The following is a 24,471-nucleotide window of genomic DNA, read 5'->3' on the forward strand; positions in this document are numbered from 1 at the left end:
GCTTTGTGAAAATATATTCAATGGCTTAGACAGATATATTGAACTTATTTTCTAGAAATCTTCCGGCCGCCGCATCGATCTGCGGCGGCCGAGCCTTGGGAGGCTAGTCTTTCTTAGATAATGCCGCCACCACCTGCGGCCGAAGCCGGGCGCTCAGCGGCGACCTTCTTGCGGTAGCCGCTGGCGCGGTAGGTGGCGACGGGGTCGATGGCGCCGCCAGCGCGGCGGCGGGCTTCGGCGAGGATCGGCTCGACATCAGCGCGATAGGCGCGCTTCAGCGTTTCGGTCGCCATCAGCGCGTCGTTCTCATCCTGATAACCGGCGAGCGCCTTGCGGTCGACGAGCAAAGCCTGGGCATAGGCGCGGCGGATTTCGTTGGCACTGTTGATCAGGCTCTCGATCGGGTCGGTGACGTTATGCGACTGGTCGATCATATGGGCCGGATTGAAGTCGTTGACCCCGCGCTGTTCGGCATCGACGAGCTCGTTGAAGACGAGGAACAGGCGGTAGGGCTCGATCGAACCGGCATCCAGGTCATCGTCGCCATACTTCGAATCGTTGAAATGGAAGCCGCCAAGCTTGCCGAACTGGATCAGCCGGGCGACGATCATCTCGATATTGGTGTTCGGCGCGTGGTGGCCGAGGTCGACGAGGCACTGCGCCTTGGGGCCGAGCGTCTGGGCGATCAGGTAGTTGGTGCCCCAATCCTGCACGATGGTCGAGTAGAAGGCCGGCTCGTACATCTTATGCTCGGAGAACAGCTTCCAGTCGTCGGGCAGCGCCTTGTAGATGTCGCCCATCGAAGCGAGATAGCGCTCGAATGCCTTGGTGAAATTGCTCTGGCCGGGGAAGTTCGAGCCGTCGCCGATCCAGACGGTCAGCGCCTTGGAGCCGATCGACTTGCCGATCTCGATGCATTCGAGATTGTGCTCGACCGCCTGGGCGCGGGTTGCCGCATCCGTGTGGCTGAGCGAACCGTATTTGTAGGAATGCTTCTGGCCGGGTGCGTCCGAGAAGGTGTTGGAGTTCATCGCATCGAAGCCGAGGCCGAGCGCATCGCCCTTGGCGCGCAGCTCCTTGGCATCGGCCTTGTCCCACGGGATATGCAGCGAGACATTCGGCGTCGCCCGCGTCAACTCGTTGATGACGGAGCAATCGTCGAGCTTGTCGAAGATGCCGCGCGGCTCACCGGTTCCAGGGAAGCGTGCAAAGCGCGTGCCGCCCGTGCCGACGCCCCAGGAGGGAACGGCGACGAAGAACTCGGACACCTTGCGGGTGACGTTTTCGATATCGATGCCGCGGCGCGCAAGCGTAGCGCCGAGCGCGTCGTAATCGTCTTTCAGCGCGGTCGCACGCTTGTCGTTCTGCTGCGCGATTACATCCTTGGAAATCTTGAACTCGGCCATCAATTCCTCCCTGGAACGCGAACCATAGATGACCTGTCGCGTTCTATTGCCTGCATTTTCTCACAACCAAAGGGGCAAACGTGGACGTTATCCGCATTCTTCTAGCGATCATCCTGCCGCCACTCGGCGTATTCATGCAGGTCGGTATCGGCCTGCATTTCTGGCTCAATATATTGCTGACGCTCTGCGGCTACGTGCCGGGGATCATCCATGCAATATGGGTGATCCTCCGGAAATAGCTTACCGCGGGAAGCTCTGCGCGTTGCCGGCGTCGACGTTGATGATGTTGCCCGTCGACTTGGCCGAGAGATCGGACGCCAGGAAGTAGATGGCTTCGGCGATATCTTCCGGGAAGACGTTGAGCTTCAGCATCGAACGCTTGCGGTAATGTTCCTCGAGATCGTCCACTTCGATTTTCGAGGAGGCCGCGCGCTGTTCGCGCCATTCGCCGTTCCAGATCTTCGAGCCGCGCAGAACCGCATCCGGGTTGACCGTATTGACGCGAATGCCCGCTTCCGCCCCTTCGAGCGCCAGGCAGCGTGCGAGATGGATCTCGGCAGCCTTGGCAGTGCAATAGGCAGCCGCATTCGGCGACGAGGCAAGGCCGTTCTTGGAAGCGACGAAGACGACGTTGCCGCCGAGATTCTGCTTGCGGAACAGGCGGAAGGCTTCGCGCGACACCAAGAAGTAACCGGTCGCGAGAATGTCGATATTCTTGTTCCACATCGAAAGCTCGGTGCTTTCGATCGGTGCCGAGGAGGCAATACCGGCGTTGGAGACGAGGATGTCGACGCCGCCGAATTCCACGCAGGATTCGGCGAAGGCCGAGATGACCGCATCTTCCCGGGTGACATCGAGCTTGACGCTGCGAACCGCGTCGGCGCTGTACTTCTTGGCGAAGTCGGCTTCAGCGGCAGAGAGCGCTTCGGCATCGATATCGGCGAGAACCACGCAGGCACCCTCGCCCATCAGGCGGGCGGCCGTAGCGCGGCCGATACCGCCGGCGCCGCCGGTGACGAAGGCAACCTTGCCGGCGAGGCTCTTCGGCTTCGGCATGCGCTGCAGCTTTGCCTCTTCGAGCAGCCAGTATTCGATATCGAAGGCTTCCTGCTCCGGCAGGCCCTGATATTCGGAAACCGTCGAAGCGCCGCGCATGACGTTGATGGCGTTGACGTAGAACTCGCTGGCGATGCGGGCCGTCGCCTTGTCGCGAGCAAACGAGAGCATGCCGACGCCGGGCACCAGGAAGATGACCGGGTTCGCATCGCGCATGGCGGGCGAATTGTCGTGCTTGCAGTCGTTGTAATAGCGGGCGTAATCGGCACGGTAGGCTTCGAGCGCCGCATCGAGACCAGCAATAATCGCATCGACATCGGGCTTTGCGGGATCAAGTTCGACGATGAGCGGGCGGATCTTGGTGCGCAGGAAATGATCCGGGCAGCTGGTGCCGAGCGCGCCGAGCGGGCGCAGGTTCTTCGAATTGACGAATTCGAGCACGGCATCCTGATCATCGAAATGACCGAGCTTGCGCTCCTGCTTGCCGATGCGGCCGCGGATTTCCGGCATCAGGCGGGCCGCAATGGCGCGGCGCTCGGCAACCGGCAGGCTCTCGGTCGCCGCACCGCCGAAGATCGTCTTTCCTTCGGTCTGCTGCGCGAACCACTCGATCGCCTTGTTGATGATATCGAGCGTCAGCTCGTAGCAGGCCTTGGCATCGTTCGCCCAGGTGAAGAGGCCATGGCTTTCGAGCACGACGCCCTTGGCATTCGGGTTGGCCTTGACGAAGGCTTCGAGATCGAGGCCGAGCTGGAAGCCCGGGCGGCGCCAGGGCAGCCAGCCGATATCAGCGCCGAAGATCTGCTGCGTCAATTCCCTGGAATTCTTGGCGGCGGCAATCGCGATGATCGCGTCCGGATGCATGTGGTCGACATGGGTGAACGGCACGAAGCCGTGCAGCGGCGTATCGATCGAGGCAGCGCGTGAGTTCAGGTTGAAGGTGCAGTGCGGCAGGAAGCCGACCATGCGGTCTTCGTCTTCGACACCCTTGTAAATGCTCTTCAGCGAGTCGAGCTTGTCCTGATAGAGCGTCGCGAAGCCATCGAGCTTGATGGTGCCGACATCGCCGCCGGAGCCCTTCACCCAGAGAACCTTGACCTTTTCGCCATTCAGCGGATCGGTTTCCATCACCTTCGCAGAGGTGTTGCCGCCGCCGTAATTGGTGATGCGCTTGTCGGCGCCGAGGAGGTTCGAGCGGTAGAGCAGCTTGCCCGGCTCATCGAGTTTCGCCGCGTAACTGTCATCCCAACGGTTATCAAGAAGCCGAACGGTGGCCGCCATGTCATCCTCCCATGTGAGTTCTTGTGCGCAGAAAGATCCACGCTCTTGTCGTGACGGGTATCGCTCATCAAAGTGCGCGTTGTCAATCGAAAACGATCAAAAACAGTTATTGTGCAGCGCAATATGAAATTTCTTGATCGTTTTTGATTGACAGCTTTTAACCGATACGAAATAAATGTGACACGGAGGAACCAATGCACGAACGCGAACGCCATCGCATCATCATGAGCGCGGTACAGGAGAAGTCGGTCGTCACGATTCAGGATATCGCTGAACTGACCGAGGCTTCCGAGGCCACGATCCGTCGTGACATTGCGGCCCTTCACGTGCAGGGTAAGATCCGTCGCGTGCGCGGCGGCGCCGAGGCCGTTCACCCGCCGCAGCTGGGCAACCTTGCAGGCCGTCCGTTCCGGGTGTCAGAATCAGTCAACATCGATAAGAAGCGCGCAATTGCCCGCGCAGCCGTCGATCTCTGCGATCCCGGCGACGCCATCATTATCAATGGCGGCACCACGACATTCCAGATGGTTCACTTCATGTCCGGCCACCGGATGCAGGTGATGACCAATTCCTTCGCGATTGCCGAACATCTGGTGAAGCATTCGAAGAATACGGTGACGGTTCCGGGCGGCGTGATCTATCGCGAGCAGAGCCTGATCCTGTCGCCCTTCGACAATGACGCGATCCGTCATTTCTATGCACGCCGCTTCTTCTTCGGTGCCCAGGGCGTCGGCCCGCACGGCATCATGGAAGCCGATGCGCAGATCATTCAGAGCGAACAGAAGTTGATGCATCAGGCCGACGAGCTCGTCGTCATGGTCGATTCAAGCAAGTTCCGCCGCCGCTCGAGCCTCATTCTGTGCCCGCTCGAGCGCGTTTCGACGATCATTACGGACGATGGCATCCCGGAGGAGGCCGTCCGGATGATCGAGGATGCAGGTATCAAGCTCGTGATCGCGAGCGCAGCCGCACAGGCGGCAAGGGAGGATTCCTCGTCGGTCGCCTGAGGGGCGCCGGCCGGATGTCGTTAGACTTAATCAACGTGGGAGGATGAAAGCATGAAACTCGCAAAGAAACTTGCAATCGGCGTGGCATTTGCCGTCGCCGTGATGGCCGGCTCGGCCAGCGCCAAGGACATCAAGATCGGTCTCGTCGTGAAGTCGCTGGGCAACGGCTTCTTCGACGCCGCCAACAAGGGCGCGCAGGAAGCAGCCAAGGAACTCGGCGGCGTGGAAGTGATCTACACCGGCCCGACCTCGACGACCGCAGAAGGCCAGATCGAAGTCATCAACTCGCTGATCGCCCAGGGCGTCGATGCGATCGCTATCTCGGCAAACGATCCGGACGCTGTCGTTCCGGCCCTCAAGAAGGCTGCTCAGCGCGGCATCAAGGTCATCTCCTGGGACTCCGGCGTTGCACCTGAAGGCCGTATCCTGCAGCTGAACCCGTCGTCCAACGAGCTGATCGGCAAGATGTGCCTGACGCTCGTCAAGGATCACCTCGAAGGCGGCAAGGGCGATTTCGCCATCCTGTCGGCAACGACGACCTCGACGAACCAGAACATCTGGATCGACCAGATGAAGAAGCAGCTGAAGGACTTCGCTGGTCTGAACCTCGTCACCACGGTGTACGGCGACGACCTCTCCGACAAGTCCTACCGCGAAGCTGAAGGCCTCCTGAAGTCCAACCCGAACGTTAAGGTCATCGTCGCTCCGACGACGGTCGGCGTTCTCGCCGCTTCCAAGGTTGTCGAAGACAAGGGCCTCGTCGGCAAGGTCTACGTCACGGGGCTCGGCCTGCCGTCCGAAATGGCCGGCGCGATCAAGTCGGGTGCGACGAAGGAATTCGCCATCTGGAACCCGATCGATCTCGGCTACTCGGCAACGCAGATCGCCTATCACCTCGTCAAGGGTGATGCCGATGGCAAGCCGGGCACGGAAATCGAAGCCGGCCGCATGGGCAAGATCAAGATCGACGACAAGGGCGAAGCCGCCATGTCCGATCCGTTCGTCTACAACGCTTCGAACATCGACCAGTTCTCCAAGGTCTTCTGATCCTACGGAAACATCCAGACACCCGGCGGCTCCATGCCGCCGGGCTTCTCTTTCTTCATGGTTTTGCTGATGACGACTGCCCTTCAAGAACCAGTCCAGGCCACACGGCCCGATGACGCGCCCGCCATTCTCGAAATGCGCGGCATTTCGCAGATATTTCCGGGCGTGAAGGCGCTCGATAATGTCAGCATTGCGCTCTATCCGGGCAAGGTCACGGCGCTGATTGGTGAAAACGGCGCCGGCAAGTCGACGCTGGTCAAGATCTTGACCGGCATCTACCGCCCGAACGAAGGCGAGATCATCGTCGATGGGCAGACCGTCAGCTTTACGAGCGCGCAGGCCGCGATCGACGCAGGCGTCACCGCCATCCATCAGGAAACCGTGCTCTTCGACGAGCTGACGGTTGCCGAAAACATCTTTCTCGGCCATGCGCCGAAAACCCGCTTCCGCACCATCGACTGGAAGGCGATGAACGAGCGCTCGAAGGAGCTGCTGATCTCGCTGGAAAGCAATATCGATCCGACGATCCGCCTCAAGGACCTCTCGATTGCGCAGCGCCATCTGGTGGCGATCGCCCGCGCTTTGTCGATCGAGGCCCGCATCGTCATCATGGACGAGCCGACGGCCGCCCTTTCGCGTAAGGAGATCGACGATCTCTTCCGCATCGTCCAGGGCCTGAAGGCCAAGGGCAAGGCGATCCTCTTCATCAGCCACAAGTTCGACGAGCTCTACGAGATCGCCGACAATTTCGCCGTCTTCCGCGACGGCAAGGCCGTCGGCGCCGGGCGCCTCAAGGAGACGCCGCAGGATACGATCGTCAAGATGATGGTCGGCCGCGATGTCGAGAACGCCTTCCCGAAGATCGACGTGGCGATCGGTGCTCCCGTCATGAGCGTCGAGAAATACTGTCACCGCACCGAATTCCGCGACATTTCCTTCACGCTGCGCAAGGGCGAAATCCTCGGCGTCTACGGCCTGATCGGCGCCGGCCGCTCCGAGCTCAGCCAGTCGCTGTTCGGCATCACCAAGCCGCTCTCCGGCCGCCTGACGCTGGAAGGCAAGGAGCTTTCGATCAATTCGCCGCTCGATGCGATCCGCGCCGGCATCGTCTATGTGCCGGAAGAGCGCGGCCGCCATGGCCTAGCGCTGCCGATGCCGATCTATCAGAACATGACCCTGCCGTCGCTGACGCGCACCTCGCGCAAGGGCTTCCTGAAGGCTGCGGAAGAATTCGCCCTCGCCCGCCAATATGCCGAGCGGCTGGATCTGCGCGCCGCAGCGCTCTCCGTTCCCGTCGGCACGCTGTCGGGCGGCAACCAGCAGAAGGTCGTCATCGGCAAGTGGCTCGCCACTATGCCGAAGGTCATCATTCTCGACGAGCCGACAAAGGGCATCGATATCGGCTCCAAGGCCGCCGTCCACGGCTTCATCAGCGAGCTCGCCGCCGAGGGCCTGTCGATCATCATGATCTCTTCGGAACTGCCCGAAATCATCGGCATGTCGGACCGCGTTCTGGTGATGAAGGAAGGCCTTTCGGCCGGTCTCTACGACCGCGACAAACTCTCGCCGGAAGTGCTGGTGCGCGCGGCGACCGGAAATGCGTGAGGTAAAAGCATGGCAAGACTGATCAGAAAACGCGAAACCCTGCTTTTCGTCATCATCGTCGTGATGATCGGCATCTTCTCGACGCGCGCCGCCGATTTCGCGACGCCGTCGAACCTCGCCGGCATCTTCAATGACACCTCGATCCTGATCATTCTGGCGCTGGCGCAGATGACGGTCATTCTCACAAAGTCGATCGACCTCTCCGTCGCAGCCAATCTTGCCTTTACCGGCATGGCGATCGCCATGCTGAATGCCGCCTATCCCGGTATCCCATTGATCGTGCTGATCGTCGCGGCAATTGCCATCGGCGCCGCGCTCGGCGCCATAAACGGCTTCCTCGTCTGGGCGCTCGAGATACCGCCGATCGTCGTGACGCTGGGCACGCTGACGATCTATCGCGGCATGGCCTTCGTTCTCTCGGGCGGCGCCTGGGTCAACGCCCATCAGATGACGCCGACTTTCCTCTCCGTCCCGCGCGAACCTATCCTCGGCCTGCCGGTCTTGAGCTGGGTCGGCATCATCATCGTGCTTCTGATGTACATGCTCCTGAAATACACGCAGTTCGGCCGCTCGGCCTATGCGACCGGCGGCAATCCGACAGCTGCCGTCTATGCCGGGATCGATACCGGCTGGACGAAGTTCCTCGCCTTCGTGCTCTCGGGTGCGCTGGCGGGCCTTTCGAGCTATCTCTGGGTCTCGCGCTATGCCGTCGCCTATGTCGATATCGCCAACGGCTTCGAGCTCGACAGCGTTGCGGCCTGCGTCATCGGCGGCATCTCGATTGCCGGTGGCGTCGGCTCGGTCATCGGCACGGTGCTCGGCGCGCTGTTCCTCGGCGTCATCAAGAACGCCCTTCCCGTCATCGGCATTTCGCCCTTCACGCAGATGGCGATTTCAGGAACGGTCATCATCCTCGCCGTCGTCTTCAACGCCCGGCGCGAGCGCAATCGCGGCCGCATCATCCTGCGGGACAAGGCAGCAGCAGAGGTGGCAGCATGAGCACCGTTTCGTCAGCAACGCCGGAAAAGCGCGTCATTCCCGATCGGCTGGGCACGCCGCTGCGCCGCATCATGTCGAGCTGGGAAGTCCTGCTCTTCGGCGTCGCCGTGCTGATCTTCATCTTCAATTCCGTGGCGTCGCCCTATTTTCTCGATGCCTGGAACCTCTCGGACGCGACCTTCAACTTCACCGAAAAGGCGATGATTGCCTTTGCCATGGCGCTGCTCGTCATTGCCGGTGAAATCGACCTCTCGGTCGCCGCCATCATCGCGCTTGCCTCGACGGCGATGGGTGCGGCCGTTCAGGCCGGCTTCGGCACGCCCGTCATCGTGCTGATCGGCATCGGAACCGGCCTCCTTTGCGGCATCTTCAACGGCTTCCTGGTTTCGGTGATGAAACTGCCGTCGATCGTCGTGACCATCGGCACGATGAGCCTGTTCCGCGGCATTTCCTATATCGTGCTCGGCGACCAGGCCTACGGCAAGTATCCGGCGGATTTCGCCTATTTCGGCCAGGGCTATGTCTTCTGGGTGTTCTCGTTCGAATTCGTGCTGTTCATCGTGCTGGCAATCGCTTTCGCGATCCTGCTGCATGCCACGAATTTCGGCCGCCAGATCTACACGATCGGCAACAACGAGTTCGCCGCCCGCTTCTCCGGCATTCCGGTCGAGCGCATCAAGTTCATCCTCTTCGTGCTGACAGGCGTGATGAGCGGCATCGCCGCCGTCTGCCTGACCTCGCGCCTCGGCTCGACGCGCCCGTCGATCGCCCAGGGATGGGAGCTCGAAGTGGTGACCATGGTGGTGCTCGGCGGCGTATCGATCCTCGGCGGCTCCGGCACGATCGGCGGCGTCGTCATCGCCGCCTTTGTCATGGGCCTCGTCACCTTCGGCCTCGGCCTGCTCAACGTGCCCGGCATCGTCATGTCGATCTTCATCGGCCTGCTCTTGATCATCACCATCGCCATTCCGATCATCGCCCGCCGCATCAAGCTGATGAGCTCCAAATGACCTTGCAGAAACACGCCTTCAAGATGAAGCTCAATCCGGGCATGGAAGCCGAATACATCAGGCGGCATGACGAGATCTGGCCGGAACTGGTTGATCTCCTGCATAAATCCGGTGCCAGCGATTACTCGATCCATCTCGACCGCGAGACCAGCACGCTGTTTGGCGTGCTGACGCGCAAGGCCGATCACACGATGGCGAGTCTTCCCGAGCATCCGGTGATGAAGAAGTGGTGGGCGCATATGGCCGACATCATGGCTAGTAACCCCGACAATTCGCCCGTCCAAAGCGATCTCGTCACCGTCTTCCATATGCCATGAGCAGCTACCGCCGCATCGCCGTTCTCGATATCGGCAAGACCAACGCCAAGGTCGTCGTCCTCGACGCCGAAACCGGCGCCGAGATCGCTTCCGCCAAGATGGCGAATACCGTTCTGAAGGACGGGATCTATCCGCATTACGATGTCGAAGCGCTCTGGTCCTTCATGCTCGATGCCTTCCGGCGCTTCGCCAGGGAGCCGGGTTTCGAGGCAATCTCGATCACCACCCATGGTGCATCGGCGGCCCTTCTCGATGCCGGTGGCAATCTGGCCATGCCGGTGCTCGACTACGAACACAAATATCCCGCCGCGATCCGCGATGCCTATACCGCGCTCCGCCCGCCCTTCAGCGAGACCTATTCGCCGCGTCAGACGATGGGCCTGAATATCGGCGCCCAGCTGCATTATCAGAAGACGGCTTTTCCGGAGGAGTTCGCGAAGGTCGCCGCGATCGTCACCTACCCGCAATATTGGGCAGCGCGACTGACCGGCGTTGCCGCCAACGAGGCGACGTCGCTTGGCTGCCATACCGATCTATGGAACCCGAAGACCGGGCAATATTCGACGCTTGTCGATGCACTCGGCATTCGCGATCTGATGGCGCCGATCCGCTCGGCCTTCGATACTCTTGGCCCGCTGCTGCCCGAGATTGCCGATGACATCGGCCTCTCCGTCCCGATCTATTGCGGCATCCACGATTCAAACGCCTCGCTGCTGCCGCATCTGGTTGCCCGCGAAGCGCCCTTCGCCGTCGTCTCGACCGGCACCTGGGTCGTCAATTTCGGCGTCGGTGGTGATCTGGAACATCTCGATGCGAAGCGCGATGCGCTCGCCAATGTCGATGCCTATGGTCGCGCCGTCCCCTCCTCCCGTTTCATGGGCGGGCGTGAGTTCGAGATACTTTCGGCCGAGATAGGCAAGGTTTCCGAGGAGGACGCGATCGCTGCCCTGCCATCCGTCATTTCCGGCAAGATCATGCTACTGCCCAACGTGGCGCCTGGTTCCGGTCCCTTCCCCGGACGGGAAAGACAATGGATCAATGGCGATGCGGCAAGCCCTGCCGAGCGCTATGCGGCCGCGTGTCTCTATCTGGCGCTGATGAGCCAAGCCTGCCTCGATCTGATTGGTGCCAAGGGGCCTGTGATCGTCGAGGGACCGTTCTCGACGAACGGTCTTTATCTCAAGCTCATGGCAGCGCTGACGCAGCGTGAGGTCATCGCGCTTCCCGGCTCGACCGGCACCAGCCAGGGCGCTTCGCTGCTGACCGGCGTCAAGCCGGCGCCGACCAAGGAGACGCGTTTCGCGCCGTCCGATATCGCCGGGCTCGTGGCCTATCGCGCCGCTTGGTATGCGCTGACGGAATAACAGTCTTTCCAAGGCCGCGCTTTACCCCATCTATCTCAGGCGTTTAGTTTGCGCGCACACATCAGGTGGAGGAAATACCATGACAGATTCAGCCTTCGATCCGCGCGCCCTTGCGGCCAAGCTTCGCAGCCTTCGCAACGCCGGCAAGCAGGCCTCCACCGCGGAGTTCCCGCTGCCCGGCGACCATCGCCAGGCCATGGATGCGCAGAATTTCCTTTCGGCCGAGGAAGGCATTCGCAGCAATGCCTGGAAGGTCGCGATGCCGGCGGACAATCAGCCGGTGACGGCGCCGCTGCATCCCTATGTCGAAGCCGTATCGGGCGCGAAGCTCCCCTGGGTCGCGGGCATGAAGTACGAAGCGGAGATCGCGGTGCGCCTCGGCAAGGATCTGCCGATCCGCAGCGGCGGCAAATACACCCGCGCCGAGATCGCGGATGCCGTTGCTGATGCCTATCTCGGCGTCGAGCTGTCGTGGACCGCGGTCGCCGAGGGCAACAAGATTTCTCCGCTGCTCTTCCTCGCAGACCGCCTTGCCAATCTCGGCTATGTGCTCGGTCCGGCGCTGCCGCGGTCGATCCTCGATACCTGCACCGGCACGCCGCTGAAGGTGACGCTGAACGGCCAGCCGATCTATGATGCGACGGCCCAGCATGTGAAGGTTGATGTGCTCACCTGGCTGGTCGACTATGCCAACGACTCGTTCCGGCCGGACAGCTCGTTGCGCTCCGGCGCAGTCATCACCACCGGCTCGCTCTGCGGCGCGATCGAGCTCGCCTCGGGCGGCGAGCTCGACACGACGCTCGGCGATGCCAGGATGCACCTGTCGCTGACGCAGTAATCAGTCCCTGTTGCGGAACATCTCGATGATGGCGGAAAAGTCCTTTCCGCCATTGCCGAGCTTTTCGAACAACGCATAGAGCTGCGCCGCCTCGGCGCCGAGCGGCGTCGATGCGCCGCTGGCAAGTGCAGCCTCCTGCGACAGCCGCAGGTCCTTGAGCATCAGAGCGGCGGCAAAGCCCGGCTTATAGTCATTATTGGCGGGCGATGTCGGCACCGGCCCGGGAACCGGGCAGTAGGTATTGATCGACCAGCATTGGCCCGACGAGGTCGAGGCGACATCGAACAGCGCCTGATGCGCGAGACCGAGCTTTTCGGCGAGCACGAAGGCCTCGCAGACGCCGATCATCGAAATGCCCAAGATCATGTTGTTGCAGATCTTGGCGGCCTGCCCCGCTCCCGCCTCGCCGCAGTGGACGATCTTCTTGCCCATCGCCTCGAGGATGGGCATCGCCTTGGCGAAGCTCTCGTCTGATCCACCGGCCATGAAGGTCAGCGTTCCCGCCGTCGCCCCGCCGGTGCCGCCGGAGACCGGCGCATCGAGCGACAGGCAGCCCGCCGCTTTGGCGAGATCATGCGCTTTGCGCGAACTTTCGACATCGATCGTCGAGCAGTCGATGACCAGCGAACCCTCTGCCGCCGATTGCAGGATATCGGCCCAGGCGGTCAGCACATGCTTGCCCTGCGGCAGCATGGTGACGATGATCTCGGCATCCTTGACGGCCTGGCTGGCATGGCTGGCGGGCTTCACGCCGCTCTCTTCCGCCGCCTTCAGCACCGTTGCGGCGAGGTCGAAGCCGGTCACCTGATGGCCGGCCTTGACGAGATTGGCAGCCATCGGGCCGCCCATATTACCGAGGCCGATGAACGCGATCCGTGCCATTGGTGTCTCCTATCTGTTGTCTTCCAGGATCATGGCCGCCGCCTTTTCGGCGATCATGATCACAGGCGAATTGGTGTTTCCCGAGGTGATCGACGGCATGATCGAGGCATCGGCGATCCGGAGCCGCCCAAGCGCCCGCATCTTCAGCCGCGGATCGACGACGCTCTCGCGATCGCCGCCCATCCGGCAGGTGCCGACGGGGTGGAAGATCGTCGTGCCGATATCGCCCGCCGCCTGCGCCAGTTCCTCGTCGCTCCGATAGGACGGGCCGGGCTTGAACTCCTCCGGGTGGAAGCGAGCGAAAGACGGCTGTGCCACGATCCGCCGCGTCAGCTTTATCGATCTGACAGCTATGTCGCGATCGCGTTCCGTCGAGAGGTATTTCGGCGCGATCGTCGGCTGCATGGCGAAATCCGGGCTTGAGAGATGCACCGAACCGCGGCTTTCCGGCCGCAGATTGCAGACGCTCGCCGTGATCGCCGGGAAGGCGTGGACGGGGTCGCCAAACTTGTCGAGCGAGACAGGCTGCACATGATATTGCAGGTCGGGCGTCTCCTTGTCCGGTCCCGATCGGGTGAAGATGCCGAGCTGGCTCGGCGCCATCGCCATCGGGCCGGAACGGCGCAGCAGATATTCGAGCCCGATCGCCGCCTTGCCGATCAGCTTCGTCGCTTTCTCGTTCAGCGTCGGAACGCCGGTTACCTTGTAGGCCAGCCGCAGCTGCAGGTGATCCTGCAGGTTCTCGCCGACGCCCCTGACTTCGCTGACAACGTCGATGCCAGCATTCTGCAGCACGTCACCCCGGCCGATGCCTGACAGTTCCAGGATATGTGGCGTCCCGATCGATCCGGCCGAAAGGATCGTCTCCTTCGACGCATAGGCCTGCCTGGCGGTGCCGCCATGCTGGAACTCGACGCCGGTGACCACGCCATCCTCGATCAGCAGCCGGCGCACCTGCGCCTTGGTCATGACCTTGAGATTGCCGCGCTTCATGGCCGGGCGCAGGAACGCCTTGGTGGCATTCCAGCGGATGCCGGAGCGCTGGTTGACGTCGAAGTAACCGGAGCCCTCGTTCGTTCCGCGATTGAAATCCTCGGTGACGGGAATGCCCGCTTCCTTCGCCGCCTGCTGGAAGGCGTCGAGCACCGCCCATTTGACGCGCGCCTTCTCCACCCGCCATTCCCCGCCGGCGCCGTGCATATCGTCCTTGCCGCGGTAGTGATCCTCCGACTTGCGGAAGAAGGGCAGCACGTCGTCCCAGCTCCAGCCGGGGCAGCCCATCTGCCGCCAGAGGTCGTAGTCGCGGGCCTGGCCGCGCATATAGATCATGCCGTTGATCGACGAGCAGCCGCCGAGCACCTTTCCGCGCGGGTAGTTGAGCGCCCGGCCATTCAGCCCATCTTCCGGCGCCGTCGTGAAGCACCAATCGGTGCGCGGGTTGTTGATGCAGTAGAGATAACCGACCGGAATATGGATCCAGTGGTAGTTGTCGTTGCCCCCAGCCTCCAGCAGCAGGACGCGATTGTTCCGGTCCTCAGACAGGCGGTTGGCCAGCACGCAGCCCGCGCTGCCGGCGCCGATGATGATATAGTCGTAGCGATCCATCTTCAGCACCAGCCGCTCAGCGGCGATAGACAAAGCCCAGCTTGCGGCCGATCCGCGACGCGTAGAACTCGCCGATGATACCACGCCGGAAAATCAGCACGCAGACCATGAAGACGACGCCGGTGATGATCGTCACCGGAAATTCCGAAGTCGCGAGATAGTTCTGCAGCGTCACCACAAGCCCGGCGCCGAAGATCGGGCCGATCAGCGTGCCGATGCCGCCAAGCAGCGTCATCAGGATCACCTCACCCGACATCTGCCAGGCGACATCGGTCAGTGTCGCGAACTGGAAGACCAGCGATTTGACCGCCCCCGCAAGCCCGGCAAGCGCCGCCGACATGACGAAGGCGCCGAGCTTGTAGCGGGCGACGGAATAGCCGAGCGAGACGGCGCGCTGCTCGTTCTCGCGGATCGATTTCAGGATCATGCCGAAGGGCGAATTGATGAAGCGCCAGATGATCAGCAGCCCGATGATGAAGACGGCGAGCACGAAGAAATACATGTTCGTCGAGTCGTTCAGGTCGATGAAGCCGAGAAGATGCCCGCGCGGGACCGACTGGATGCCGTCCTCGCCCTCGGTGAACTCTGCCTGCAGGCAGAAGAAGAAGAACATCTGCGACAGCGCCAGCGTGATCATCGCGAAATAGATGCCCTGCCGGCGGATCGCGATGTAGCCCATCACAAGCCCGAGGAAGGCAGCTCCCGCGACGCCGACGAGAATGCCGAGCTCCGGCGGCAGGCCCCATTCCTTCACCGTATAGGCGGTGAAATAGGCCGCACCGCCGAAGAAGGTCGCGTGGCCGAAGGAAAGCAGCCCGGTATAGCCGAGCAGCAGGTTGAAGGCACAGGCGAAGAGCGCGAAGCACAGGAGCTTCATCAGGAAGATCGGGTAGAAGAAGAACGGCGCCAGCAGCAGAAGCAGCAGGCCGATGACCAGGAATCCGGCCTGCACCGATAGTGCTGTCCGGCTCTTTTCCGTGCGGATGGTTTCGGTGATGTCAGTCATGTCAGGCATCCCGGCCGAAGAGGCCCGCAGGCCGGATGAGAAGGACGATCGCCATGATCACGAAGATCACGATGTTCGACGCCTCAGGATAGAACACCTTGGTCAGGCCCTCGGCAATGCCGAGCACGTAGCCCGTGACGATTGCTCCCATGATCGAGCCCATGCCGCCGACGACCACGACGGCAAAGACGACGATGATGATATTCGACCCCATCAGCGGCGAGACCTGATAGATCGGCGCCGCCAAGACACCCGCGAAGGCCGCAAGACCGGCGCCGAGCGCGTAGGTCAGCGTCAGCAGCAGAGGCACGTTGACGCCGAAGACCTGCACCAGCGTCGTGTTTTCGGTGGCGGCACGCAGATAGGCGCCGAGCTTGGTCTTCTCGATCAGCAGCCATGTACCGATGCAGATCACCAGCGAAACGATGACCACCCAGCCGCGATAGATCGGCAGGAACATGAAGCCGAGATTGGTGCCGCCGGCAAGTGCTGCGGGCGTCGCATAGGGCTGGCCGGAGGAGCCGTAGAGATAGCGGAACGTCCCCTCGATCGCCAGCGCCATGCCGAAGGTGAAGAGCAGGCCATAGAGCGGATCGAGGTCATAGAGACGCCGCAGGAACAACCGCTCGATGACGGCCCCGAACAGACCGACGACAACGGGGGCGAGAATGAGCGCCGGCCAATAGCCGATCCCGCCATAGGCGAGCATGAGATAGGCGACAAAGGCGCCGAGCATATATTGGGCGCCGTGGGCGAAATTGATGACCCGCAACAGGCCGAAGATGATGGCGAGGCCGAGGCTCAGCAGCGCGTAGAAGGAGCCATTGATCAGGCCGATCAGCAACTGGCCGAGAAATGCCTGGAGGGGGATGCCGAAGATCATGGTCATGAGGCACCCCGCTCGAGGTGAGAAACCAAGGCGCTGGCCTCCCCACGTCCCTCATCCCTGTGCTTGTCACAGGGATCCAGCCGGCCCAAGTCCTTGGGCCGGAAAGACTCCCCCGCACCGCAGACGCGGCGCTGCTGGATTCCTGTGACAAGCACAGGAATGAGGGAGGAGATGTCAGAGGCTTGTATCGGGGCGTTCATCAGCAAGGTCACCATTCCCTAGACCCCCAAAACCTTGTGCAGCGTATCCATACGCTGCGGCAGTTCGCCAACCGGGAACTCCGAGACGACCTGCCCGTGATCCATCAGGTAAAACCGGTCGGCGATGCGGCTGGCGAAGCGGAAGTTCTGCTCGACGAGCAGGATCGTCATGCCGCGCTGTTTTAGCGTCTTCAGCACCTCGCCGATGCGCTGGACGATGACGGGCGCCAATCCTTCCGTTGGCTCATCCAGCAGCAGCATCTTCACGCCGGTGCGCAGCACGCGGGCGATCGCCAGCATCTGCTGTTCACCGCCGGAAAGCTTTGTGCCGGAGCTTGCCCGCCGCTCGTAGAGGTTCGGGAAGAGTTCGTAGATCTCGTCGATCGTCATCCCGCCTTCGGCGACGACGGGTGGTAGAAGCAGGTTTTCCGAGACGGTCAACGTCGAGAAGATGCCACGCTCCTCCGGAACGAAGCCGATCCCCTTATGCGCCGTCTTGTGCAGCGGCACCTGCATCATGTCGGTTCCGGCGAAGCTGATCTTTCCCTTTCGGGCGCGCACGATGCCGGTGATGGTGCGCAGCGTCGTCGTCTTGCCGACGCCGTTGCGGCCGAGGATGGTGATCGTCTCGCCCTCGCCGACGGTCATGTCGATGCCGTGCAGGATATGGCTTTCGCCGTACCAGGCATTCAGCCCCTGAATTTCCAGCAATGCCGCCATCAGCCCTCCTCCGAGCCCATATAGGCCTGGCGCACACGCGGATCCTGGCTGACTGTCGCGTAATCGCCCTCGGCGAGGATCTCGCCTCGCTGCAGCACGGTAACATGCTGGCAGATATTGGCGACGACGGAGAGGTTGTGCTCGACCATCAGCACGGCCCGGTCGCGGGCGACATCGCGGATGATGGCGGAAACGACGCTGACATCCTCCTGCCCCATGCCCGCCATCGGCTCGTCGAGCAGCAGCACCTTGGGATCGAGCGCCAGCGTCGTGGCGATCTCCAGCACGCGCTTGCGGCCATAGGAAAGATCGGCGGCGATCGCATCGCGCTCCTTGGAAAGGCCGACGCTCGCCAATAGCTGCTCGGCCCGTCCGGTCAGCTGATCGAGGGCCGAAAGCGGCCGCCAGAATTGCGTCGACAGATTGTTCGGCCGCTGCAGCGCGACGCGGACATTGTCGAGCACGGTGAGATGCGGAAAGACCGCCGAAATCTGGAAGGAGCGCACGAGCCCCATGCGCGCCACCCGGTCGGGCGGCGTCCTGGTGATATCGGTGCCCATCAGCGTGATCGTGCCCGCCGTCGGCTGTAGGAACTTGGTGAGCAGGTTGAAGACCGTGGTCTTGCCCGCCCCGTTCGGGCCGATCAGCGCATGGACGCTGGCATCATGGACATCGAGATCGACATTCTTCACCGCCGTGAAGCCGCCGAAATCCCGTCTCAGACCGCGGGCGGAAAGAACCACCCGCGGCTTCGTGTCAGTCACTGGTGCGGAAACCGCCATGGATCACTTCACCAGATCGCAGCCGCTCTTGGCGGGATCGATATAGGCTTCCTTGCCGGGAATCGTGGCGAGCACGTTGTAGTAATCCCACGCCTCCTTGCTCTCGTCAGGCTTCTTGACCTGCAGCAGATACATGTCGTGGATCATGCGACCGTTGGCGCCGACTGTGCCGCCGCGGCCGAAGACGTCGTCGACAGGCATTTCGTGCAGCTGCTTGGCAACGGCTTCCGTCTCGTCTGTGCCGGCCTTCTGCACGGCCTTCAGATATTGCAGCACGGCGGAATAGGTGCCGGCATGGATCATGTTCGGCATCTTGCCGGTGCGATCGAAGAACTTCTTCCCGAAAGCGCGGCTCTCATCGTCGCGGTTCCAGTAATAGCCTTCCGTCAGCGTCAGGCCCTGCGCCGCTTCGAGGCCGAGGCCGTGGACTTCAGCCAGCGTGAAGAGCAGAGCCGCAAGGCGCTGGCCGCCCTGGACGATGCCAAACTCGGCCGCCTGCTTGATGGCGTTCGCGGTATCGAGACCGGCATTGGCAAGGCCGATGACCTTGGCGCCAGAAGACTGCGCCTGCAGCAGGAAGGAGGAGAAATCCTGGCTCGACAGCGGGTGACGCACCGAACCGACGATCGTGCCACCATTCGCCTTGACGAAATCGCCGGTCTGCTGCTCCAGCGAATAGCCGAAGGCATAGTCGGCCGTCAGGAAGAACCAGCTGTCGCCGCCCTGCTTGACGAGCGCACCGCCGGTGCCGACTGCAAGAGCGTGCGTGTCATAGGCCCAATGGAAGCCGTAGGGGCTGCAGGCCTTGCCTGTGAGGTCGGTGGTCGCAGCACCGGTGACGATATCGATCTTCTTCTTTTCCTTGGCGACGGCCTGGACGGCGAGCGCCACCGAGGATGTCGTCAGCTCCATGATCGCATCCACCTGCTCGGTGTCATACCACTGGCGGGCAATGTTCGAGGCAACGTCGGGCTTGTTCTGGTGGTCGGCATCGACGATCTCGATCGGCATGTCGAGCACCTTGCCGCCGAAATCCTCGACCGCCATCTTGGCGGCCTCGACCGAAGACTTGCCGCCGAAATCGGCATAGACGCCGGACTGATCGTTCAGGATACCGATCTTGACCTTGCCATCGGAAACCGTCGCGCTCTGCGCGAAGACGGCCGTGCTGCTTGCAAGCAGAAATGCAACGGATGCAATGAAGCTCTTTCGCATATGTCTCTCCTCCCAGAGATTGGCAGATTGCGAGTCTGTTCAAATTTGACGAGCCGTCCTCCTCAAGACAGCCATTCAACGATCACGGAATTTTTCCGCCGAGGCAACCAAGCGTTTACAAATAATTCCAAACAGTATCTGTTCATTTTTGCACAGAACCGTACCAGAAGCGCTGAATCCGGCCTCGCGACGACACCCCGCCGCAGCCGGCATTAGACCAAAGGCTAAGACCGACACGGAGCCGAATGACAAATTCCTCGCAGTTTACTTGGGACGACCTGCAGTTTTTTCTAGCGGTGGCCAGAACCGGGCAGCTGTCGACGGCGGCGCGGCAGTTGCGGACCAGTCACGCGACGGTGTCGCGGCGGATCGACCGGCTGGAATTTGCGCTGAAGGTGAAGCTGTTCGAGCGTAATCCGCGCGGCTATGTGCTGACGGCGATGGGAAACCGGTTTGTCGAGACCGCCGAGAAGATGGAGCAGGAGACGGAGCGGCTGCGCGCCGATCTTGCCACCGGTGCGATGGCGCAGCGTGGTGTCGTGCGCCTCAGCGCGCCTGAAGGCTTTGCCAATTTCTTCTTTGCGACCGTGCTGCCGCAATTTGCGGAGCGGCATCCGCATCTGTCGCTCGAGCTTGTCACGATCCAGCAGATCATGTCGCTGTCGCGCAAGGAGGCGGATATCAGCGTCGTGCTCGATGAACCGAAGGGCGGCCCCTACTATGCCGAGAAGCTCACCGACTATCATCTGCAGGTCTATGGATCGCGGGATTATCTCGACGCCAGCGCCCCGGTCTTGAGCCGCGAAGATCTGCTGTCGCATCCGTTCATCAGCTATATCGAGGAGATGATCTTTGCCCCGGGCCTCGACTACCTCGGCGACGTCCACCCGCGCATCCGGCCGCAATTCCAGAGCTCCAGCATTTTCGCGCAGCTGACGGCGACGCGTAACGGGCTGGGGCTGTGCGTGCTGCCTTATTTCTTCGCCAGCCGCTATCCGGAGCTCGAGCGCGTGCTGCCCGACGAGGTGGATCTGACCCGCAGCTACTGGATCACCTGTCATCAGGACCTGAAACAGGCGCCGCGCGTACGCGCCGTGATCGATTTCCTGCGCGAGGCCGTGACCTGGCTGGATGCCCGGTTCATTCCGCCCTTTGCCGTGCAGACCGGGCGCAAGGGCGGGTGAGTGTTTCAGTACCGGCGAGGCCGTCAGGCGGCTTGCCTGCTGCCTGACACAAGGCGCATGATGCGACATCGTTCGAGTCTATTTGCCCCATGAATTCAGAACCGGATATTGCCATCATCGGAGCGGGCGCCGCAGGCGTCGGCGCAGCAAGAAGGCTTGCGGCAAGCGGCCTCTCGGTTTCCGTCTTCGAAGCCCTGCCCCGCATCGGCGGCCGTGCCTGGACGTTGCAGACACCTGTCGCCGCGATCGATCTCGGTTGCGGCTGGCTGCATTCCGGCGACCGCAATCCCTGGACGCGGATTGCCGAAGACGCCGGGATTTCAGTCGATCGCAAGCCAAGCGCCTGGCAGCGCCAGGATCGCGACCTCGGCTTTCCGCAGGCCGAACGTGAGGCTGCCCGCGCCGCTTTTGCCCGCTGGAGCGAGCGGGTCGCCGATGCGCCGCCGCCAAGCGATTGCGCCATCGACGCGGTGGAGCCCGGAGAACCCTGGCTCGCCTATCTGCAGGCGCTGAGCGGCTATATCAGTGGCGACGAGCTGGAGCGGATCTCCGCTAAAGACTATGCCGCCTATGACGAGGCCTCGACGGAATATAACTGGCGGGTCGAGACCGGCTACGGCGCGCTTGTCGCCTCGACCATGCCGGCTTCAGTGGAGCTGCATGTCGGGACGATGGTGCAGTCGATTGCGCTCGGCGGAAGCCGGGTGACGTTGCAGACAGCCCAGGGCGCTGTGAGGCCGAAGGCTGTCATCATCGCAGTATCCACCAATGTGCTTGCGGGCGGTTTTATTCGGATGCCCTCGCCGCTCGATCCGTGGCGCGAGGCAGCAGCAAAACTGCCGCTCGGCAATAACGAGAAGCTCTATTTCGAGATAATTGGCGGCAGCAGCTTCGAGGCCGAGAGCCATGTTCTCGGCAATCCGCGCGATCCGAAGACCGGCACCTATTACATCCGCCCCTTCGGCAAGCCCGTGATCGAGGTCTTTCTCGGCGGTGCCGGAGCCCGCGCCGTCGCAGCCGATCCGGACGGTGCCTTCCCGCATGCGATGGATGAACTGGCGGCGATCTTCGGCTCCGATATCCACAAAGAGCTGCGCCCGCTCGCCGCCTCGGAATGGACGAACACGCCCTCGATCCGCGGTGGCTATAGCCACGCCCTGCCCGGCCAGGCCGATGCCCGCCTCGAACTGGCAAAGCCCTATGACGGCAGGGTATTCTTCGCCGGCGAAGCGACGCACCAGACGGATTTTTCGACGGCCCACGGCGCCTATCAAAGCGGGCTTCGCGCCGCCGAAGAGCTGCTGCAGGCACTCGGCCGGTAGAGCCATCCACCCCCAATTGCAACCGGTAGAGGTTTGTGCCACGCTGGCTTTGCCGTTTCGGCATCCGCAGAGGAAGGGGACCCTCGCATGCTTCTGTTTCTTGCATTTTTGATTGGGATCATTGCCGGCCTTCGGGCCATGACTGCACCTGCCGCCGTTGCCTGGGGCGCGGCTCTCGGCTGGTTCGACGTATCCCAGACCCCGCTTGCCTTCATGGGCTACAAGTGGACGCCGTGGATCTTCACGGTGCTCGCCGCCGTCGAGCTCGTCACCGACCAGCTTCCGACGACGCCGAGCCGCAAGGTGCCGATGCAGTTCGGCGCCCGCATCATCATGGGTGCGCTGACCGGCGCCACGATCGGCGCGTCCGGCGGTTCGCTCATCGGCGGCCTGCTTGCCGGCGTGGTCGGCGCGGTCGTGGGCACGCTGGGCGGTGCTGCCGTCCGCGGCAAGCTCGCGGCCATCTTCGGCAAGGATACGCCGGCGGCGCTGATCGAAGACGCCGTCGCCATCGTCGGCGCCATCCTCATCATCTCGGCCGTCGCATGAAGACCTATGACGCCATCTTCATCGGGGCCGGCCAGGCCGGCCCCTTTCTTGCCGCGCGCATGGCCGAGAAGGGCATGAAGGTGGCGCTTATCGAGCGCAAATATCTTGGCGGCACCTGCGTCAATGCGGGCTGCATGCCGACCAAGACGCTGGTTGCCAGCGCCCGCGCCGCACATGTGGCGCACACCGGCGGCGATTATGGCGTCAGGATTTCGGGTCCTATCGATGTCGATATGAAGGTGGTGCGCAAGCGCGCCGAAACCGTGACGATGAACGCCCGCAACGGGCTGACCGGTTGGTTCTCCGGAATGGAGACCATGGAGGTGATCTATGGCCACGCGACATTCACCGGCGCCAGGACCGTCGAGGTCAATGGCGAGGTGCTGACTGCGCCGCAGATCTTCCTGAATGTCGGCGCCCGGCCGACCATTCCGGATTTTCCGGGCCTCGCCGATGTCGATTATCTGACAAGCACCTCGATTATCCAGCTCGATATCCTGCCCCGCCATCTCGTGGTGATCGGCGGCAGCTATATCGGCCTCGAATTCGCACAGATGTATCGCCGCTTCGGCGCCGAGGTGACGGTCATCGAGCGCGGCCCGAAACTCGCCTCGCGCGAGGACGAGGATGTCTCCGATGCGATCGAGGAGATCATCGCTTCCGAAGGCATCGCCGTTCATACCGGCGCGGAGAACATCGCTTTCGCCAAGGCGGGTGACGGCATCACCGTCTCGATTTCCGGCAAGCCGGACATCAAGGCCAGCCATGTGCTCGTCGCCACCGGTCGCACGCCGAATACCGGTGATCTCGGCCTCGACAAGGCGGGTGTCGCGACCGACAAGCGTGGCTTCATCACCGTCGATGACCGGCTGATGACCAATGTCGAGGGCATCTATGCGCTCGGCGACTGCAACGGCCACGGCGCCTTCACGCATACGTCCTACAACGACTTCGAGATCGCGGCCGCCAATCTGCTTGATGGCGGCGACCGCAAGGTGTCGAGCCGCATTCCCGCCTACGCGCTCTATATCGATCCGCCGCTCGGCCGCGCCGGGATGACGGAGAAGCAGGCGCGTGCTTCCGGCCGCAAGGTTGCGGTCTCGAAACGGCCGATGACCCGTGTCGGCCGCGCCAATGAGCGCGGCGAGACCAAGGGCTTCATGAAGATCGTCGCGGATGCGGAAACCCAGGAGATCCTCGGCGCCGCCTTCCTCGGCATCGAGGGCGACGAGGCGATCCACGGGATCATCGACGCCATGAATGCCGGGACGACCTATCCGGTCCTGCAATGGTCGGTGCCGATCCATCCGACCGTATCGGAGCTCATTCCGACGATCATCGGCGATCTCAAGCCTGTTTGACCAAACAGGTCATCTGACGCCGTTTCCGGACTTGCATCCTTGCCGAAATTGGATTTATCTCGCGCTGTTCTCAGGGCGGGGTGCAATTCCCCACCGGCGGTATCGGGGCAACCCGGAGCCCGCGAGCGCTTCCGCAAATGGAAGGTCAGCAGATCCGGTGAGAGGCCGGAGCCGACGGTATAGTCCGGATGGAAGAGAGCATGCAGGCAGCACCTTTCCGCGCGAGAGGTGTGCAGTGCTGTTCGCCCAAGGGAGAATTGGGCCGCTTCGCGGCTCGACGCAACCGCCAGAAATGGCACCCTTGAAAGGCAGAGACATGACTATCGCAACCAAACCCCAGGGCATCAAGATCGCCGTCGTGCGCGCCCGCTGGCATGCCGGTATCGTGGACCAGTGCGTGAATTCCTTCGTTTCGACGTGGCAGGCCCAGGGCGGCAATGCCGCCGATGTCGAGATTTTCGACGTTCCCGGCGCGCTCGAAATCCCGCTTCACGCACAGACGCTCGCCCGCACCGGCAAATATGCCGCGGTCCTCGGCTGCGCCTTCGTCGTCGATGGCGGCATCTACCGGCACGATTTCGTGGCCGGCACCGTTCTCGATGGCCTGATGCGTGTCCAGCTGGATACCAGCATCCCGGTTCTCTCGGCAGTGCTGACGCCGCATCACTTCCAGGAAAGCGAAGCCCATATCGAGTTCTTCATGAACCACTTCGTGATCAAGGGCCAGGAAGCCGCCAATGCCTGCCGGGCAATCCTTGAGGCCCGCAGTAACCTGGCGGTCGCCGCTCTCTGATCGGACGAAACAAGCGCGCGCCGGAAATCGCCC

Annotated in this window: 23 protein-coding genes and 1 riboswitch; of the genes, 14 read left to right on the forward strand and 9 right to left on the reverse strand. The window is 62.2% G+C overall.

Going from position 1 to position 24,471, the window contains the following annotated elements:
• Window positions 1–113 precede the first annotated feature (113 nt).
• A complete protein-coding gene (rhaI, locus tag ACQZ5H_RS31110) occupies window positions 114–1,406 on the reverse strand; it encodes an L-rhamnose catabolism isomerase (RefSeq protein ID WP_449100027.1) in 1,293 nt (430 codons plus the stop codon).
• Between the two features lie 80 nt (window positions 1,407–1,486).
• Here rhaI and ACQZ5H_RS31115 point away from each other — a divergent pair, with 80 nt between their 5' ends.
• Window positions 1,487–1,645, forward strand: a complete 159-nt coding sequence (locus tag ACQZ5H_RS31115) for a YqaE/Pmp3 family membrane protein (RefSeq protein ID WP_449100028.1) — start codon at window positions 1,487–1,489, stop codon at window positions 1,643–1,645.
• Window position 1,646: 1 nt separating this feature from the next.
• Here the strand turns inward: ACQZ5H_RS31115 and ACQZ5H_RS31120 are convergent, their stop codons facing one another.
• Window positions 1,647–3,743 (reverse strand): bifunctional rhamnulose-1-phosphate aldolase/short-chain dehydrogenase, encoded by a 2,097-nt coding sequence (locus ACQZ5H_RS31120; RefSeq protein WP_449100029.1) that lies wholly within the window; start codon window positions 3,741–3,743, stop codon window positions 1,647–1,649.
• A gap of 194 nt (window positions 3,744–3,937) precedes the next feature.
• Here ACQZ5H_RS31120 and ACQZ5H_RS31125 point away from each other — a divergent pair, with 194 nt between their 5' ends.
• From ACQZ5H_RS31125 to ACQZ5H_RS31160, 8 genes are all read left to right on the forward strand, one after another.
• Complete coding sequence (locus ACQZ5H_RS31125; RefSeq protein WP_112720559.1) at window positions 3,938–4,750, forward strand: DeoR/GlpR family DNA-binding transcription regulator; 813 nt, start codon at window positions 3,938–3,940, stop codon at window positions 4,748–4,750.
• A 51-nt stretch (window positions 4,751–4,801) separates the two neighbouring features.
• The gene (gene rhaS, locus ACQZ5H_RS31130; RefSeq protein WP_112720560.1) at window positions 4,802–5,797 is read left to right on the forward strand and encodes a rhamnose ABC transporter substrate-binding protein; all 996 of its coding nucleotides are present in this window, start codon (window positions 4,802–4,804) and stop codon (window positions 5,795–5,797) included.
• 69 nt (window positions 5,798–5,866) lie between these two features.
• Window positions 5,867–7,402, forward strand: coding sequence for a sugar ABC transporter ATP-binding protein (locus ACQZ5H_RS31135; RefSeq protein WP_449100030.1), 1,536 nt, complete (start codon window positions 5,867–5,869; stop codon window positions 7,400–7,402).
• Window positions 7,403–7,411: 9 nt separating this feature from the next.
• A complete protein-coding gene (locus tag ACQZ5H_RS31140) occupies window positions 7,412–8,401 on the forward strand; it encodes an ABC transporter permease (protein ID WP_449100031.1) in 990 nt (329 codons plus the stop codon).
• Window positions 8,398–9,411: an ABC transporter permease gene (locus tag ACQZ5H_RS31145; protein ID WP_449100032.1), complete on the forward strand. Its 1,014-nt coding sequence runs from the start codon at window positions 8,398–8,400 to the stop codon at window positions 9,409–9,411. Before ACQZ5H_RS31140 ends, ACQZ5H_RS31145 begins: the two co-directional genes overlap by 4 nt.
• On the forward strand, window positions 9,408–9,728 hold the full coding sequence (gene rhaM / locus ACQZ5H_RS31150; RefSeq protein WP_449100033.1) for an L-rhamnose mutarotase: 321 nt from the start codon (window positions 9,408–9,410) through the stop codon (window positions 9,726–9,728). Before ACQZ5H_RS31145 ends, rhaM begins: the two co-directional genes overlap by 4 nt.
• Entirely contained in the window at window positions 9,725–11,092 is a 1,368-nt protein-coding gene (locus tag ACQZ5H_RS31155) for an FGGY-family carbohydrate kinase (protein WP_449100034.1), read from the forward strand. The genes rhaM and ACQZ5H_RS31155 overlap by 4 nt, the downstream gene beginning before the upstream one ends.
• 79 nt (window positions 11,093–11,171) lie before the next feature.
• Window positions 11,172–11,930 carry a fumarylacetoacetate hydrolase family protein gene (locus tag ACQZ5H_RS31160; RefSeq protein WP_413711377.1) on the forward strand — a complete coding sequence of 253 codons (759 nt, stop codon included), beginning with the start codon at window positions 11,172–11,174 and terminating at the stop codon, window positions 11,928–11,930.
• Here ACQZ5H_RS31160 and mmsB read toward each other — a convergent pair whose 3' ends face one another.
• The 7 genes from mmsB to ACQZ5H_RS31195 form a co-directional block, all read right to left on the reverse strand.
• Window positions 11,931–12,812 (reverse strand): 3-hydroxyisobutyrate dehydrogenase, encoded by an 882-nt coding sequence (mmsB, locus tag ACQZ5H_RS31165; protein WP_449100035.1) that lies wholly within the window; start codon window positions 12,810–12,812, stop codon window positions 11,931–11,933.
• A 9-nt stretch (window positions 12,813–12,821) separates the two neighbouring features.
• The gene (locus ACQZ5H_RS31170; protein ID WP_449100051.1) at window positions 12,822–14,417 is read right to left on the reverse strand and encodes a GMC family oxidoreductase; all 1,596 of its coding nucleotides are present in this window, start codon (window positions 14,415–14,417) and stop codon (window positions 12,822–12,824) included.
• 16 nt (window positions 14,418–14,433) lie between these two features.
• Window positions 14,434–15,423 (reverse strand): branched-chain amino acid ABC transporter permease, encoded by a 990-nt coding sequence (locus ACQZ5H_RS31175; protein ID WP_199628092.1) that lies wholly within the window; start codon window positions 15,421–15,423, stop codon window positions 14,434–14,436.
• A 1-nt stretch (window position 15,424) separates the two neighbouring features.
• Complete coding sequence (locus ACQZ5H_RS31180; protein WP_112720568.1) at window positions 15,425–16,312, reverse strand: branched-chain amino acid ABC transporter permease; 888 nt, start codon at window positions 16,310–16,312, stop codon at window positions 15,425–15,427.
• A 218-nt stretch (window positions 16,313–16,530) separates the two neighbouring features.
• Window positions 16,531–17,232 carry an ABC transporter ATP-binding protein gene (locus ACQZ5H_RS31185; protein ID WP_199628094.1) on the reverse strand — a complete coding sequence of 234 codons (702 nt, stop codon included), beginning with the start codon at window positions 17,230–17,232 and terminating at the stop codon, window positions 16,531–16,533.
• Window positions 17,232–18,014, reverse strand: a complete 783-nt coding sequence (locus tag ACQZ5H_RS31190) for an ABC transporter ATP-binding protein (RefSeq protein WP_449100036.1) — start codon at window positions 18,012–18,014, stop codon at window positions 17,232–17,234. Before ACQZ5H_RS31190 ends, ACQZ5H_RS31185 begins: the two co-directional genes overlap by 1 nt.
• A gap of 3 nt (window positions 18,015–18,017) precedes the next feature.
• On the reverse strand, window positions 18,018–19,229 hold the full coding sequence (locus ACQZ5H_RS31195; protein ID WP_449100037.1) for an ABC transporter substrate-binding protein: 1,212 nt from the start codon (window positions 19,227–19,229) through the stop codon (window positions 18,018–18,020).
• Between the two features lie 245 nt (window positions 19,230–19,474).
• Here ACQZ5H_RS31195 and ACQZ5H_RS31200 point away from each other — a divergent pair, with 245 nt between their 5' ends.
• The 5 genes from ACQZ5H_RS31200 to ACQZ5H_RS31220 all read left to right on the forward strand — a co-directional run bounded on the left by ACQZ5H_RS31200 (window position 19,475) and on the right by ACQZ5H_RS31220 (window position 24,438).
• Complete coding sequence (locus ACQZ5H_RS31200; RefSeq protein WP_449100038.1) at window positions 19,475–20,413, forward strand: LysR family transcriptional regulator; 939 nt, start codon at window positions 19,475–19,477, stop codon at window positions 20,411–20,413.
• Between the two features lie 89 nt (window positions 20,414–20,502).
• A complete protein-coding gene (locus tag ACQZ5H_RS31205; RefSeq protein ID WP_449100039.1) occupies window positions 20,503–21,735 on the forward strand; it encodes a flavin monoamine oxidase family protein in 1,233 nt (410 codons plus the stop codon).
• Window positions 21,736–21,822: 87 nt separating this feature from the next.
• Window positions 21,823–22,284, forward strand: a complete 462-nt coding sequence (locus tag ACQZ5H_RS31210; RefSeq protein ID WP_449100040.1) for a DUF4126 family protein — start codon at window positions 21,823–21,825, stop codon at window positions 22,282–22,284.
• Window positions 22,281–23,645 carry an FAD-containing oxidoreductase gene (locus ACQZ5H_RS31215; protein ID WP_449100041.1) on the forward strand — a complete coding sequence of 455 codons (1,365 nt, stop codon included), beginning with the start codon at window positions 22,281–22,283 and terminating at the stop codon, window positions 23,643–23,645. The genes ACQZ5H_RS31210 and ACQZ5H_RS31215 overlap by 4 nt, the downstream gene beginning before the upstream one ends.
• Before the next feature lie 62 nt (window positions 23,646–23,707).
• A riboswitch (FMN riboswitch) is annotated at window positions 23,708–23,849 on the forward strand.
• Window positions 23,850–23,961: 112 nt separating this feature from the next.
• The gene (locus ACQZ5H_RS31220) at window positions 23,962–24,438 is read left to right on the forward strand and encodes a 6,7-dimethyl-8-ribityllumazine synthase (protein WP_112710987.1); all 477 of its coding nucleotides are present in this window, start codon (window positions 23,962–23,964) and stop codon (window positions 24,436–24,438) included.
• The last annotated feature ends 33 nt before the right edge of the window (window positions 24,439–24,471 follow it).

It is taken from the genome of Rhizobium sp. 21-4511-3d (genome assembly GCF_053522545.1).

Coding starts and splice junctions, on each gene's coding strand:
- rhaS (WP_112720560.1), top strand. CDS start 4,802: ATGAAACTCGCAAAGAAACTTGCAATCGGCGTGGCATTTGCCGTCGCC.
- ACQZ5H_RS31190 (WP_449100036.1), bottom strand. CDS start 18,014: ATGGCGGTTTCCGCACCAGTGACTGACACGAAGCCGCGGGTGGTTCTT.
- ACQZ5H_RS31120 (WP_449100029.1), bottom strand. CDS start 3,743: ATGGCGGCCACCGTTCGGCTTCTTGATAACCGTTGGGATGACAGTTAC.
- ACQZ5H_RS31145 (WP_449100032.1), top strand. CDS start 8,398: ATGAGCACCGTTTCGTCAGCAACGCCGGAAAAGCGCGTCATTCCCGAT.
- ACQZ5H_RS31215 (WP_449100041.1), top strand. CDS start 22,281: ATGAAGACCTATGACGCCATCTTCATCGGGGCCGGCCAGGCCGGCCCC.
- ACQZ5H_RS31205 (WP_449100039.1), top strand. CDS start 20,503: ATGAATTCAGAACCGGATATTGCCATCATCGGAGCGGGCGCCGCAGGC.
- ACQZ5H_RS31140 (WP_449100031.1), top strand. CDS start 7,412: ATGGCAAGACTGATCAGAAAACGCGAAACCCTGCTTTTCGTCATCATC.
- ACQZ5H_RS31195 (WP_449100037.1), bottom strand. CDS start 19,229: ATGCGAAAGAGCTTCATTGCATCCGTTGCATTTCTGCTTGCAAGCAGC.
- ACQZ5H_RS31210 (WP_449100040.1), top strand. CDS start 21,823: ATGCTTCTGTTTCTTGCATTTTTGATTGGGATCATTGCCGGCCTTCGG.
- ACQZ5H_RS31125 (WP_112720559.1), top strand. CDS start 3,938: ATGCACGAACGCGAACGCCATCGCATCATCATGAGCGCGGTACAGGAG.
- ACQZ5H_RS31180 (WP_112720568.1), bottom strand. CDS start 16,312: ATGACCATGATCTTCGGCATCCCCCTCCAGGCATTTCTCGGCCAGTTG.
- ACQZ5H_RS31200 (WP_449100038.1), top strand. CDS start 19,475: ATGACAAATTCCTCGCAGTTTACTTGGGACGACCTGCAGTTTTTTCTA.
- ACQZ5H_RS31160 (WP_413711377.1), top strand. CDS start 11,172: ATGACAGATTCAGCCTTCGATCCGCGCGCCCTTGCGGCCAAGCTTCGC.
- ACQZ5H_RS31155 (WP_449100034.1), top strand. CDS start 9,725: ATGAGCAGCTACCGCCGCATCGCCGTTCTCGATATCGGCAAGACCAAC.
- ACQZ5H_RS31135 (WP_449100030.1), top strand. CDS start 5,867: ATGACGACTGCCCTTCAAGAACCAGTCCAGGCCACACGGCCCGATGAC.
- ACQZ5H_RS31185 (WP_199628094.1), bottom strand. CDS start 17,232: ATGGCGGCATTGCTGGAAATTCAGGGGCTGAATGCCTGGTACGGCGAA.
- rhaM (WP_449100033.1), top strand. CDS start 9,408: ATGACCTTGCAGAAACACGCCTTCAAGATGAAGCTCAATCCGGGCATG.
- rhaI (WP_449100027.1), bottom strand. CDS start 1,406: ATGGCCGAGTTCAAGATTTCCAAGGATGTAATCGCGCAGCAGAACGAC.
- ACQZ5H_RS31220 (WP_112710987.1), top strand. CDS start 23,962: ATGACTATCGCAACCAAACCCCAGGGCATCAAGATCGCCGTCGTGCGC.
- ACQZ5H_RS31175 (WP_199628092.1), bottom strand. CDS start 15,423: ATGACTGACATCACCGAAACCATCCGCACGGAAAAGAGCCGGACAGCA.
- mmsB (WP_449100035.1), bottom strand. CDS start 12,812: ATGGCACGGATCGCGTTCATCGGCCTCGGTAATATGGGCGGCCCGATG.
- ACQZ5H_RS31170 (WP_449100051.1), bottom strand. CDS start 14,417: ATGGATCGCTACGACTATATCATCATCGGCGCCGGCAGCGCGGGCTGC.